Origin of the sequence: Actinoallomurus spadix (assembly GCF_024055725.1) — a bacterium.
In the GTDB taxonomy this organism is placed as follows: domain Bacteria; phylum Actinomycetota; class Actinomycetes; order Streptosporangiales; family Streptosporangiaceae; genus Actinoallomurus; species Actinoallomurus spadix.
Genome location: NZ_JAMXMX010000029.1, coordinates 1 through 12642, shown reverse-complemented (window position 1 = coordinate 12642; position 12642 = coordinate 1). Strand labels below are relative to the sequence as shown.

The 12642-nt window shown below is 71.0% G+C and carries 15 protein-coding genes; 6 read left to right on the top strand and 9 right to left on the bottom strand.

Annotation, left to right across the window (positions count from 1 at the left end; translation table 11 throughout):
* Positions 1-2: 2 nt before the first annotated feature.
* The 3 genes from NE235_RS31395 to NE235_RS31385 form a co-directional block, all read right to left on the bottom strand.
* Positions 3-1343 (bottom strand): HD-GYP domain-containing protein, encoded by a 1341-nt coding sequence (locus NE235_RS31395; protein ID WP_252809382.1) that lies wholly within the window; start codon positions 1341-1343, stop codon positions 3-5.
* Positions 1344-1569: 226 nt separating this feature from the next.
* Positions 1570-1836 (bottom strand): mycothiol system anti-sigma-R factor, encoded by a 267-nt coding sequence (gene rsrA / locus NE235_RS31390; RefSeq protein WP_252809381.1) that lies wholly within the window; start codon positions 1834-1836, stop codon positions 1570-1572.
* Complete coding sequence (locus NE235_RS31385; RefSeq protein WP_406567655.1) at positions 1833-2453, bottom strand: sigma-70 family RNA polymerase sigma factor; 621 nt, start codon at positions 2451-2453, stop codon at positions 1833-1835. The genes rsrA and NE235_RS31385 overlap by 4 nt, the downstream gene beginning before the upstream one ends.
* A 244-nt stretch (positions 2454-2697) precedes the next feature.
* On the opposite strand from NE235_RS31385, the gene NE235_RS31380 reads away from it, so the two are divergent.
* On the top strand, positions 2698-3459 hold the full coding sequence (locus tag NE235_RS31380; RefSeq protein ID WP_252809377.1) for a methyltransferase domain-containing protein: 762 nt from the start codon (positions 2698-2700) through the stop codon (positions 3457-3459).
* Between the two features lie 114 nt (positions 3460-3573).
* Here the strand turns inward: NE235_RS31380 and NE235_RS31375 are convergent, their stop codons facing one another.
* Positions 3574-3906, bottom strand: coding sequence for a TraR/DksA family transcriptional regulator (locus tag NE235_RS31375; RefSeq protein ID WP_252809375.1), 333 nt, complete (start codon positions 3904-3906; stop codon positions 3574-3576).
* A 21-nt stretch (positions 3907-3927) separates the two neighbouring features.
* Positions 3928-4650: an SOS response-associated peptidase gene (locus NE235_RS31370; protein ID WP_252809373.1), complete on the bottom strand. Its 723-nt coding sequence runs from the start codon at positions 4648-4650 to the stop codon at positions 3928-3930.
* A 138-nt stretch (positions 4651-4788) separates the two neighbouring features.
* On the opposite strand from NE235_RS31370, the gene NE235_RS31365 reads away from it, so the two are divergent.
* Positions 4789-5313, top strand: coding sequence for a DoxX family protein (locus tag NE235_RS31365; protein ID WP_252809371.1), 525 nt, complete (start codon positions 4789-4791; stop codon positions 5311-5313).
* Between the two features lie 51 nt (positions 5314-5364).
* Here NE235_RS31365 and NE235_RS31360 read toward each other — a convergent pair whose 3' ends face one another.
* Positions 5365-6090 (bottom strand): ATP-binding cassette domain-containing protein, encoded by a 726-nt coding sequence (locus NE235_RS31360; RefSeq protein WP_252809369.1) that lies wholly within the window; start codon positions 6088-6090, stop codon positions 5365-5367.
* A gap of 181 nt (positions 6091-6271) precedes the next feature.
* On the opposite strand from NE235_RS31360, the gene aroA reads away from it, so the two are divergent.
* Both aroA and rsgA read left to right on the top strand, forming a co-directional pair.
* A complete protein-coding gene (gene aroA, locus NE235_RS31355) occupies positions 6272-7528 on the top strand; it encodes a 3-phosphoshikimate 1-carboxyvinyltransferase (RefSeq protein ID WP_252809367.1) in 1257 nt (418 codons plus the stop codon).
* A 3-nt stretch (positions 7529-7531) separates the two neighbouring features.
* Positions 7532-8551 (top strand): ribosome small subunit-dependent GTPase A, encoded by a 1020-nt coding sequence (rsgA, locus tag NE235_RS31350; RefSeq protein WP_252809366.1) that lies wholly within the window; start codon positions 7532-7534, stop codon positions 8549-8551.
* Between the two features lie 121 nt (positions 8552-8672).
* Here the strand turns inward: rsgA and NE235_RS38440 are convergent, their stop codons facing one another.
* Together NE235_RS38440 and NE235_RS31340 are read right to left on the bottom strand one after the other, a co-directional pair.
* Positions 8673-9353 (bottom strand): pentapeptide repeat-containing protein, encoded by a 681-nt coding sequence (locus NE235_RS38440; protein WP_252809364.1) that lies wholly within the window; start codon positions 9351-9353, stop codon positions 8673-8675.
* A 669-nt stretch (positions 9354-10022) separates the two neighbouring features.
* Positions 10023-10706 (bottom strand): HAD family hydrolase, encoded by a 684-nt coding sequence (locus tag NE235_RS31340; protein ID WP_252809360.1) that lies wholly within the window; start codon positions 10704-10706, stop codon positions 10023-10025.
* Between the two features lie 82 nt (positions 10707-10788).
* Here NE235_RS31340 and hisN point away from each other — a divergent pair, with 82 nt between their 5' ends.
* Both hisN and NE235_RS31330 read left to right on the top strand, forming a co-directional pair.
* Positions 10789-11592, top strand: coding sequence for a histidinol-phosphatase (gene hisN, locus NE235_RS31335; RefSeq protein ID WP_252809358.1), 804 nt, complete (start codon positions 10789-10791; stop codon positions 11590-11592).
* Between the two features lie 307 nt (positions 11593-11899).
* A complete protein-coding gene (locus NE235_RS31330; protein ID WP_252809356.1) occupies positions 11900-12088 on the top strand; it encodes a hypothetical protein in 189 nt (62 codons plus the stop codon).
* A gap of 151 nt (positions 12089-12239) precedes the next feature.
* On the opposite strand, the gene NE235_RS31325 is transcribed toward NE235_RS31330, so the two are convergent.
* Complete coding sequence (locus NE235_RS31325; protein ID WP_252809354.1) at positions 12240-12419, bottom strand: DUF397 domain-containing protein; 180 nt, start codon at positions 12417-12419, stop codon at positions 12240-12242.
* Positions 12420-12642 lie beyond the last annotated feature (223 nt).

Genomic DNA, 12642 nt, shown 5'->3' with positions numbered 1-12642 from the left:
GGTCACGAGCGGACGCCTTCACCGGCGACGCGCAGCGGCACGCTGGGATCGTCGTGGTCCTGCTGGGCCGTCTCCTCGCCCTCGGGGGGAGCGACGGGATCGGGCCGGGTCCAGCCGTCGCGCTCCACCGCGGTGACGAACGCCTCGACCAGCGCGGGATCGAAGTGGGTGCCCGCGCACCGCCGCAGCTCGGTCATTCCGGCCTCGAGGGACATGGCCGGACGGTAGGAGCGGGTCGAGGTCATCGAGTCGAACGCGTCCGCCACCGAGATCACCCGGGCGAACTCGGGGATCTCCGAGCCGGCCAGGCCCATGGGGTATCCGGTGCCGTCCATCCGCTCGTGGTGGTGCATGATCCCCGCCAGGGCCTCGTCGAGGAAGCCGATGTCGCGGACGATCTCCAGGCCGCGCATCGGATGCAGCTGGATGGCGGCGAACTCCTCCTCGGTCAGGGCGCCCGACTTCTGCAGCACCTTCGTCGGCACGCCGAGCTTGCCGACGTCGTGCAGCATGCCGGCGTACCGGACCGCGCCGACCCGGTCGGGCCGCATCCCGATCTCCCGGGCGATCATCGCCGCGCCGCGGGAGACCCGCTCGCTGTGGCCGCGCGTGTAGTAGTCCTTCGTCTCCACCGCCTGGCACAGCGCCGCGATCGTGGCGGCCTGGGCCTCCTGCTGCGCCTGGGTCTGTTCGAGGGCCCACCGGGCGATGAACATCGGCAGCAGCACCAGCACCGCGGAGAACGGGCCGACGACCCCCCAGGGCGCGGCGATCAGCAGGCCGAACATGCCGTAGGCCAGCTGACCGCTGGCCAGCTGGCCTACGGGCCCCCAGCGGAAGCCCCACAGGGGCGCCTGTTCGACCAGCACCAGGATGACGGCGATCAGGCCGAGGTTGACCGCGACGTAGGTGACCAGCGCCGCGACGTAGGGCGGGATGATGGCGGGGAACGATCCGTTGCTCGGCAGGCCGACCGTGCCTCCCGCCACGCGGTACACCACGCCCGCGAGGTATCCGGAGAGCGCGAACTGCGCGCCGTTGAACACTCTTTTGACGAGGGCGACGTCACGCCGGCCGGTGACGACGGCCGACGCGCCCACCAGGGCGGCGCCGACGGGGCCGAGGAGCACCACCGAGGCCAGTCCGGCCGAGTAGCTCAGCGAGACACGGGCGCTGGCGCTGCTGAGCAGCGCCGGCACCGACTCGCAGATCACGGAGAGCACCGCCAGCACCGCGAGCGTCGTCCAGTCCATGTGATCGAACGACGAGAGAGCGATGCAGGAGGTGCCGAGCGCGACGACCGTACAGACGTAAGCCCATGCGGCCAGGGGTAGTCCACGCAATGCCGCCCCCACGAGGTAATGGGCTAAGCCCAGGACACGCCTACTCGCATGTGTTTCTGCCTCCCCTGCCGGGCCCGGAGCACCTGGCGGTGCGACGCCCCGACGACGACTCGACGATGCCCGAATGATCGGGGGTAAGCCTAACCCGCCGGCGCCGGGTCACGCAGACGCCCGCGGAAACGTGAGCGAAGCGTGAACCAATCGTCACCTACGGTCCTGATCCGCCTTACTCGGTCAGTGAGGAGCGGACCTGCTCGATGCGGCCCATGACCTTGGCGCGTAGGTCCTGCGGCACCGGGTCGCACCCGCACGACCGGTGCACGAGCTTCTTGACGGCCTCCTCGAGGCCGTACTCCTTCAGGCAGGGGCCGCACTCGTCGAGGTGCTGCCGGATGTCGGAGCAGCCGCCCTGGTCCAGCTCACCGTCGAGATAGTCGTAGATCCGGCCCAGGACCTCAGAGCAGGGGGTCTCGTGCGGCTTGCCGCAGCTCATGACTGGTCCTCCCTACGCTGGCCGCCGTTCGCGCGGGCGAGGCCGTGCTCACGCGCGTAGTCCTCGAGCATCGACCGCAGCTGACGCCTGCCGCGATGCAGCCGGGACATCACCGTACCGATGGGAGTGCCCATGATGTCGGCGATCTCCTTGTACGAGAAGCCCTCCACGTCGGCGAAGTAGACCGCCATGCGGAAGTCCTCGGGCAGCGCCTGCAGGGCCGTCTTGACGTCGGAGTCGGGCAGGTGATCGAGCGCCTCGGCCTCCGCGGACTTCAGCCCGCTGGAGGTGTGGGACTCGGCCCGCGCGAGCTGCCAGTCCTCGATCTCCTCGGCGGCGGACTGCTTCGGCTCCCGCTGCTTCTTGCGGTACGAGTTGATGAACGTGTTGGTGAGGATCCGGTAGAGCCAGGCCTTGAGGTTCGTGCCCTCCTGGAACTGGTGGAAGGACCCGAACGCCTTCGCGAAGGTCTCTTGAACCAGGTCCTCGGCGTCGGCCGGGTTCCGCGTCATGCGCAGGGCGGCCGAGTAGAGCTGATCGAGGAACGGCAGCACGTCACGCTCGAAGCGCCTGGTCCGCTCCTCCAGAGTCTCCACTGCCTCGGAAACCTGACCCACCTCCTCCGTCCGGTCGGCGTCGGCATCAGAACCGTACGCACCAGACGATAGCGGGTCCGCCGGAGAGGCCTGCCGACGGTCCGCGAGCAGAAGGCTCATCATCACCTCGAACTAATCCAAGTCACTGACCGTTATGACGCAGTGCAACACCTCGCATGGCCGCGTGATTCCCGGGAAAGAGGAATCCTCGGTCACCAGTGACAACGGGTGAAGCCATGCCGCCGACAGGGAAGGATTGGGATAAATGCATCCCCGAGGAGCCGCCGTGCTGTCGATTCCGGCGAAGCATCCCGCTGTCGGCGAGTCCGAGTCGCTCGCGAGCTACTGGACCTTCTACTGGGCCGTGGCCGCAGCCCAGCTCTCCCGCTGGCTCCCGCGCCGGCCGTCCCGCATCCTCGACCTGTCGGGTCCGCAGGCACGGTGCGCGCCGCAGGCGGCCGCGGCGGGCCACACGGTCGTCGAGATCCGGGAGACACCGCGCAGCGGGCCGCGCTCACGGCGGGTACAGCCGGTCGTGGCCGATCCCGCCTCGCTCGGATTCCTCGCCGACGGCTCCTTCGACGCCGTGGTCGCCGAAGGACGGGTCCTGTCCCGGTACCTCGTCACCGAGAACGTCGTGACGGAGATCGCGCGGGTGCTCCGGCCGGGCGGCCGGGTGCTGATGTGCGTCGACTCGCTCGTGCTCGGGATGGCGATCCTCGCCGAGCAGAACTTCTGGGCGCACCTGTCGGACGTGCCCCGTTCCGAGGTCGTCCTCGTGCCCTGGCCGGACGGCTCGATCACCCGCTGCTTCGGCGCGGAGCAGCTGCGGGAACTGCTCACCGACAGCGGTCTCGAACTGGAGTGGATCAAACCGCGGACGACCCTGTCGCCCTCGACGGTCGAGCACGTCCTGACCATGAGCCCCCAAGCGCTCCCGCGCCTGGTCCGCGCGGAGCTGACGGCGCCGCTCGGCGACGAGCCGGTCGGCATCCACCTGGTCGCGAGCGCGATCAAGAGCTCCTGAGGCCGGCCGTCAGGCCGCGCGAACGGTCAGGCGCACCCGGTCATCAGGGCCCGTCTCGAAGTCCCCGTCCGCAGCAGTGGGACAGCGGGGCTTTGAGACGGGCCCCAGAGCGGGTCAGCGCCGGAACCGATCGTGCTTGGCCTGGCACGTCACGCAGCGGGCGGCGGCGGGCCGAGCCTCCAGCCGCCCCTCCGGGACCGGCCGGCCGCAGTCGACACACTTGCCGTACGTCCCGGCCCGGGTCCGGGCCAGGGCGGCCAGCACCTCGGCGCGCTCACGGCGCATGGCGTCCAGCGCGGCCTCCGCCCGGTCGGTGGCGGACAGGCTCGCGCCGGCGTCGGCGGTGTGCTGGTCGGCCTCCGGGTGTTCGCTCCGCAGGACGGCGATCGCCTGATCAAGATCGGCGAGCATGTCCTCCAGGCGCCTCTGCGCCGTGTCAACGACCATGCGTACCTCCCGGCGAGGCGGTCAGAACAGCGTGGGGGTCTCGCCAGTAGAGATACCCATATCGGACAGTGGTTTGACCAGTTCAGGCCCGTTATTTCGAACTTTGTTCACTGCCGTCGAAACGGGATATGCCTCCAGCCGGCCCGCGGCGGCGGGCACCAGCAGGGACCGGACCTCGTCCGGCGCGGTCAGCTCCGGGTCGAGCCACGCGCCGAACCGCTCCGGCTCGACCAGCATCGGCATGCGATCGTGGATGCGGCCCACGTCGTCGCTCGCCTGCGTCGTGATGACGGTGCAGGTCAGCAGCCACTCCTCCTCCGGAGCATCTTTCTCGGGCCGCCAGAGCTCGTACAGGCCGGCCATCGCGAGCATGCTCCCGTCAGAGGGCCGGATGAAGAACGGCTGCTTGCCGCCCTCCTCCCGCGTGTACCACTCGTAGTAGCCGTCGGCGGGCAGCAGGCAGCGCCGCCGGGCGAAGGCGCGCCGGAAGGCTGGCTTCTCGTGGACCGTCTCGACCCGCGCGTTGATCATCCGAGAGCCGATCGCCGGGTCCTTGGCCCAGGACGGCACCAGTCCCCAGCGCGCCACGTGGAGCTCGCGGACGTCCCGCGTCAGGATCAGCGGCACCGGCTTGGTCGGCGCGACGTTGTAGTCGGGTTCGAGCGCGTCGGCGGTGTCGCGCTCGACGTCGAAGGCGTCGATGATCTCCTGGCGCCCGCGCGCCGTGGAATACCGCCCGCACATGGCTCCCGCGTCCCCTTCCGTCCGTACGGCGCACCGCGCGCCGGACGCGCCAAGCTTGCCAAAGAGGTGGGCTTGGCCGCGCGTACGATGGGCATGACGGGTGTCATGCAACCCATCAGGACTCTCGCTCGTCCCCTCATGGCGGCGCCGTTCGTCGTGACGGGCATCGAGACGCTGCGCGATCCCGGCTCCCGTGCCGAGAAGATCGCCCCCGTGATCAAACCCCTTGCCGACCGTGTGTCCTGGCTCCCCACCAAGGACCCCGAGTCGCTCGTACGGCTGCAGGGAGCGTTGGCCCTCGGCACCGGCGCCCTGCTGGCGCTGGGCCGGTTCCAGCGGCTGTCGACGCTCGTGCTCGCCGGCCAGCTCGTCCCCAGCCTCCTGGCCGAGCACCGGTTCTGGGCCGAGGACGACCCGGAGCGGCGCGCCGCGGAGCGGTCCCAGTTCTTCAAGACCGCCGGGCTGTTCGGGGCGCTGCTCGTCGCCGCGACCGCGCCGAGCAAGTACCGCCCGATGAAGGCGGCCCGTGCGGGCGCGCACGAGGCGAAGCTGCAGGCCGCGCTCGCCCGGTCGGAGGCGAGCCGCAAGGCCGAGCGCGCCCGGCGCAAGGCCGCCAAGCGCATGGCGAGCACCCGTAAGAAGGCCGCGAAGGTCGGACACTGACACCGGTCACGCCGGGGCCGGCCGCCGTACCGCCGCCGCGCTCGCGAACGGTCAGATCTCCAGGACCTCGTCGACGTGGCGGAGGATCGGCGCGGCCCCCGGCAGGACCGCGCGATGCATGATCAGCAACAGCGTGCGGCCGTCGGCCGCGGCGATCAGCTCGGCCAGCGCGGCGTCCGCGCCGTCATCGCCGGGGCCGGTGTCCGGCTCGTCGAGGATGAGGATCGGCAGGTCGGCCAGGAGGGCGCGGGCCAGGGCGACGCGCCGGCGTCCGGCGCCGACCACGACGCTCTGATCGTCCACGCGGCTGTCGGGCGGCAGGTCGACCCCCGCGTCGCGCAGCGCGCGGGCGACGTCCTCGTCCGTGGCGTCCGGCCGGGCCACCCGGACGTTCTCGGCGATCGTGGTGTCGAAGAGGTGGGCGTCGTGCGCGCAGAGCCCGATGACCCCGCGGACGTCCTCGTCGGCGAGATCACGAAGTTGCACGTCGTTCAGCGTGGCGATGCCCTGGTAGTCCAGGAATCCCAGCAGTACGGCCGCCAGCGCCGAGGCTCCCACCCGGCTGCGGCCCAGCAGCGCGACCCGGCGCCCCTGGGGCAGCAGCAGGTCCGCGTCACCGAAGCCGATGACCTCTCCGCCCGGCCAGCGGGTCCGCAGGTCGGCGAGGCGCAGCTCGTACGGCGGCGGGGGCAGCGGCGCCGATCGCCGTCCGGCCGCGGGCGTGTCCGGAGCGGCCGGCGCACGCCGGGCCCGGCGTGACCGTGGCGATGCGTCCACTGTCCTCCCTGCTGTCGCGTCGATCCGGCCGCCGTTCGTCAGGCCGGCCGGCTGCCGTCAACGTAGCGACCGGTCAGGTCCCGCCGCCCGGGGATCTACCGGCGCATTCCCCTCTCCCGGCAGTCTCGGGGCCCGGGCTTTACGCGCCGTTCGCCGCGGCCGCGCCCGGTACCCTTCAGTCATGCATCCTCTGTGGTCCGCACCTGCCGCCGACGGGCCGGTCGACGCCGTCATCGCGCTGCCGGGGTCCAAGTCGATGACCAACCGCGCGCTGGTCCTCGCGGCGCTGTCCGACGAGCCCTCGCTGATCCGGCGGCCGCTGCGCAGCCGCGACACGCTCCTCATGGCGGGCGCCCTGCGGTCGCTGGGCGTGGCCGTCGACGAGGCCGAGGAGGGCGCCTGGCGCGTCACTCCCGGCGAGCTGCGCGGCTCCGCGACGCTCGACGTCGGGCTCGCGGGCACGGTGATGCGGTTCGTCCCCCCGGTCGCGGCGCTGGTGACCGGCGCGGTGTCCTTCGACGGCGACCCGCGCGCCCGGAGGCGGCCGATGGGCCCCATCCTGGCCGCCCTGCGCGCGCTCGGCGTGGAGGTCGACGGTGACGCGCTCCCCTTCACCCTGCACGGCACCGGCGCCGTCCCGGGCGGTTCGGTGACCATCGACGCGTCGGGGTCGTCGCAGTTCGTCTCCGGCCTGCTGCTGGCCGCCCCGCGCTACGCCAAGGGGATCGAGGTCCGCCACGAAGGCCCGCCGGTGCCGTCGGCGGCGCACCTGGCGATGACCATGCGGATGCTGACCGACGTGGGCGTCTCCGTGGAGAGCGGCCCGGACGTCTGGCGGGTCCACCCGGGCGGTCCGCGTCTCGGCGAGATCGACATCGAGCCGGACCTGTCGAACGCCGCCCCGTTCCTCGCCGCCGCGCTGGTGACCGGCGGCCGGGTGACCGTCCACGGCTGGCCGGCCGAGACCACCCAGCCCGGGGACGCCCTGCGCCACCTGCTGACCGACATGGGCGGCTCGGCGGCGTACGACGCGGGCGACCTGACCGTGCGCGGCAGCGGCCGGATCCACGGCATCGATGTCGACCTCGGCGACGTCAACGAGCTCACCTGCGTGATCGCGGCCCTCGCCGCCCTGGCCGACGGCCCCTCGCGGCTGCGCGGCATCGCCCACATGCGCGGCCACGAGACCGACCGGCTCGCCGCGCTCACCGCGGAGATCAACGGACTGGGCGGTGACGTGCGCGAGCTGCCCGACGGGCTGGAGATCCGGCCCAAGCCGCTGCGCGGCGGAGTCTTCCACACCTACGACGACCACCGGATGGTGATGGCCGGGGCGGTCCTCGGCCTCGCCGTGCCCGACGTGGAGGTGGAGAACCTCCCGACCGTCGGCAAGACGCTCCCCGAATTCGGCGAGCTCTGGACGGAGATGCTCCGCTAACCGATGGCGCGCGACTGGGGCAGGCTCGACGAGGACGACGTTCGGGTGCGCCCGGGCCGCGGCTCCCGGCCGCGTACCCGGCGCCGCCCGGCCCACGAGGACGCCGTCGGCGGGTTCGTGATCGCGGTGGACCGCGGTCGCTACACCTGCCTGGTCGGCGAGGACGGCGCGGGCCGGAGCGGTGACCGCCCCCGTACGGTCACCGCGATGCGCGCCCGGGAGCTGGGCCGCAAGAGCGTGGTCGTCGGCGATCGCGTACGCCTGGTCGGCGACGTGTCGGGCCGTGCGGACACCCTCGCCCGGGTGGTCCGCATCGAGCCCCGCACGTCCACGCTCCGCCGGACCGCCGACGACACGGACCCGGTCGAGCGGGTGATCGTCGCCAACGCCGACCAGCTTGTGATCGTCACCGCGCTCGCGGATCCGCCGCCGCGCCCGGGGATGATCGACCGGTGCCTGGTCGCCGCGTACGACGCGGGCCTGGAGCCGCTGCTGTGCCTGACCAAGGCCGACCTCGCGGCCCCGGACCCGCTGCTGGAGACGTACGCGCCGCTGGGCATCCCGTACGTCGTGACGCGCAAGGACGAACCGGTCGACCACCTCGACGAGCGCCTGTCCGGGCGGCTGAGCGTGCTCGTCGGCCACTCGGGCGTCGGCAAGTCGACCTTGGTGAACGCCCTCGTTCCCGACGCCGAGCGCGCCGTGAGCGAGGTGAACCCGGTGACCGGGCGCGGCCGGCACACGTCGTCCTCGGCGGTCGCCCTGGAACTGCCCTCCGTGGAGGGCTGGATCATCGACACCCCGGGCGTGCGCAGCTTCGGGCTGGCCCACGTCACGCCCGACGACATCCTGGGGGCCTTCCCCGACCTGGTCGAGGGCGCCGCCGGGTGCCCGCCGCACTGCACGCACCTGCAGGACGACTGCGCCCTCGACGCGTGGGCCGCCGCCGGCCACGCCGACGCGGCCCGCCTCGACTCGCTGCGCCGCCTGCTGGCCGCCCGCGAGGGCGACGACACCGACTGACCCAGGGCAAGCCTGATCTCAAAGTGTTCGATGAGGAACGAGTTCTGGCCCTACCTCGGGCTGAAGCTCGGAGGTACCCCTACACCCGATCTTCAGTTAGCGGCCTGAGGTCCACGGCCGGCTAATGGCACTCGCGTGGGTCCGATCCCCACTTGGTCATCTCGTCCGCCTTCGCTACCTTACGGATGACCTCGCGCCTTTCACTCGACCGCAGATCCGCGGCGCTGAAGTCCGCGCCGTCCAGTCTGGCGCCGAACAGGTTCGCGCACCGCAGGTCCGCACCCACTAGGTTTGCGCCGCGCAGATCCACGTTGATCAGAGCCGCATCGGTCAGGTTCGCATGGTAGAGGTTCGCGTAGTACAGGCTGACCTTGGTGCCGTACAGGGCGTCAGCGGGGGTCAGGACCGCGTCGGTCAGGTCCGCGCCGGTCAGGTCCGCGCCGCTGAGGTTCACGCCCGCCAGGTTCGCGCCGCGCAGGTCCGCTTGATACATATGGGCGCCGTTGAGGCGCGGGTCGATCAGATCCGCACCGACTAGATCGGCCTTGACCAGACTGGCGCCCGGGGTACGGATGCCGTGCAGGTCGGGTGGATTGGTATTCGCGTTGCGGTGGAGGCGTCCGATGACGGCGAGGGCGGCCGTGACGTCGGTGTCGGGCTCCGCGGGAAGCTTGGTGTCGGAGATGGCTGGAGCCGGGTCGTGCTCGCGGATGAATGCGGCCAGGACATCGCTGATCGCGGCAAGGTCACGGGGGGAATCGCCGGTGATGCATTCCAGAGCGTAGATGGCGCTGATCCTCACATCGCGTTCGGCCGCGCCGAGTTGCTGGGTGGCTTGGATGTATCGACCGGTGATCTGTCCTTCTTGTGCGGTGCGCAGTTCGTTTTGACCGGCCCGCAGCGTCAGTGCGGTCGCGATCGGGCCGCCGCAGTGAACAGGGCACCGAACAGGATTCCTACACTGTTGAGCATCTGATGGCGGCTGGCCCGCTGCTTGTCCAGCAGGTCTAGCCGGTCCCGGACCGTCAGCGCATCTAATTCCTCCTGGCTCGGCCTGGTGACCCGGGGACGGCGCCGTCGCCAGCGGCGAATCGGAGTGGCGGGTCCCGCCCCCGGATCGACACGGGAAATCGGTTCATGGAGGTCGCCCGTACCGACGAGAGGATCGGGGGCGGGGCCGCCGTGCTCATGCGACTCGCTCACACCACTTCAGACGGGAACCATCGGCCCCCCCGATTACCTAACCCATGAAATCCATCCTGAAGGTGACATCGAGCAGACCCTCCATCAGAGAGTCCCGACGAGTCGCCGCAAAAGCTCGACCTTGTTTCTCGCCGCCACCTGCGCCCCCGCCACCAGCTCGACGAGGTGATGGGGGTTCCGCAAGGGCCGGCGGCTCCGGCTCGGCGGTGGGAGTGATGGATGTAGACGCTGTGCCAGATTCCGAGACGGTGGGTCGGCCGGATCGTGGTCAGATCGTCTGACGTAGACCGAGTTCGTCGATTCGGGTCAGCATGTCGGCGGGGTCGGTGTAGACCCGGAAGGCGCCCGCCCGCTCAAGCTCCTCGCGGCCGTAGCCACCGGACTGCAGGCCGATCCCCAGCGCTCCGGCGCGGCGGGCCGCGAGCAGGTCCCACACGCTGTCGCCGACGACCATCGCATGGCGCGGTTCCACCCCGACCAGGGCCGCCGCAGCGAGGAACAAATCCGGATCCGGCTTGGCGAACCGCACCATGTCCCGGGTGATCATCGGGGTGTCCTCCGGCAGCCCCAGCATCGCCAGCGCCGAATGCGCCGTCTCCATCCGCCCGCTCGTGGCGATGGCCCACGGCACGCCCCGCTCGGTGAGGAAGCCCAGGAGATCGGCCGCGCCGGGCAGCGCCCGTACGGAATCGACCTGTTCGAGGTAGGCCCGCGCGTGCAGGCTCTGCAGCTCCTCGATCTCCGCCGGGGTCAGCGACACCCCCGTCTCCCGCAGCAGCGCCGACACGAACAGGCCACCGCTCATGCCGATGCGCCGGTGGATCCGCCACACCGACAGGTCGATCCCCACGACGGTCAGCGCGTTACGCCAGGCGATCACATGCTGGTACACGCTGTCGATCAGCGTGCCGTCGAGATCGAACAGCAGCGCCGGCGTCGGCGGCTCGGGCATCGGCCGGGATTCGGAAGATATTGAGGTGTTCACGCCGTCTAGTGTGTCTGCCAGGGGCCCTGTCGCGATACGGTTGCCCTTCGTGGCGGACTATTCGGATGACCTGCGGCTGGCACACGTCATGGCGGACGCGGCCGACGATGTCTCCACGCGCCGGTTCCGGGCCCTCGACCTGCGCGTCGAGACGAAACCCGACCTCACCCCGGTGAGCGACGCCGACCGGCTCGTCGAGGAGTCACTGCGCAACACGCTCAAGCGGGCACGGCCGCGCGACGCCATTCACGGCGAGGAGTACGGCCGCACCGGCTACGGTCCCCGCTGCTGGGTCATCGACCCGATCGACGCGACGAAGAACTACGTTCGCGGCGTTCCCGTCTGGGCCACGCTCATCGCCCTCATGGAGGGCGACGAGGTCGTCGTGGGGCTCGTGTCCGCGCCGGCGCTGAACCGCCGCTGGTGGGCCGCTCGAGGCGGCGGCGCCTGGACCGGTCGCAGCCTCGCCAAGGCCACGCGCTGCCAGGTCTCGGGCGTCACGGAGCTCGCGGACGCCTCCTTCTCCTACTCGAGCCTGACCGGCTGGGAGGAGCAGGGCCGTCTCGAGAAGTTCCTCGACCTGGGCCGCAAGGTCTGGCGCACCCGGGCGTACGGCGACTTCTGGTCGCATGTGATGGTCGCCGAGGGCACCGTGGACGCCTCGGCCGAGCCCGAGGTCTCCCTGTGGGACGTCGCGGCCCTGCAGATCATCGTCGAGGAGGCAGGCGGGATCTTCACCGACCTGTCCGGTGTGCCCAGCCCCGACGGCGGCAGCGTCGTCTGCAGCAACGGCCGGCTCCACGCCGAGCTCCTCGAGCAGCTGGGCGGCGGGCCGCTCACCCTCCGCGTCTGAGGCGGACCGAACGCCCTGAGGCAGACCTCACCCCTGAGGCAGGCCCGAACGCCTTGCCGGGCGTACGCGGCCGTGTGCGCCCTCCTGGCGGTCTTCCCGGGCCCCTCTGGTCAGGGGACGGCCGCGGCCGGGCTCCGCCGGATCGGATCGCCCGACCGGTCCGACGGCTGACGGCCGACTCGTACTCCCGCGCGGGCCGTCCGGGATGCCGCACGCCGTACGGAAAAGAAGATATATCGCGGTTCCCGGAACACCGGCCACCGTGCTGCTCGTTCCTCTAGGCGAAGTCCTCGGAACGGAGGCTGACGTGGGACGCACCGGATATGTCGTAGGCGGCGTGGCCGTGGCGCTGATCGCCTGGTGGCTGCTGCCCGGATGGGTGACCCTGCTGATCGTTCTCGGCCTCATCGCCGCGCCGATCGCCGGGTACCTTATGCTCGACCCGTCTCAGCGACGGCGACTGCGCGGTCAGGCCCGCAAGCGGATCGGGAGCTGAGACGGCTCTCGGTCGGCGGCCGCGGCGACCTTGTCGGGAGGCCGGTCGATGGCTCGACCGGCCCTCCGGAACGGAACGCGTGCCGACGCCGTCCGCGCGTCAGGGGTGCCTCGGACGTTGAGCGATGCCCAAGGCCGGTCCCGGGCGCCGGTCAGCGAGCGAAACGCTCGTCGAGGCCCTCGCGCATGTCCTCCGGCAGCTCATATTCGCCGGCCTTGATGCGGTTGAGGAAATCTCGCCATGCGCTCACGCTGAAGAACAGCTTGGGACCGTCAGGATCTTTGCTGTCGCGAACCGCGATGACGCGCTCGCCCTGGCCGTCGTTGGACACCACGCACCTCAGTTCCCCGGGCGGTCGGATGACCGCTGCTGCGCCGCCTGTCGAACGGCACGTCCCTCAACGTAGCAGGACCCGCTGCATCCAACCCGTTCTTTGCAGTTCCGGACAAGCCTGAACGGGTGAATCCAGTGCGTCATGAGAGCCGCACCGACAAGCCCGGTAAACGCAGGAAAGCCCGCCGGCGAATGCCTGGCGGGCTTTCCTGATCTATGTA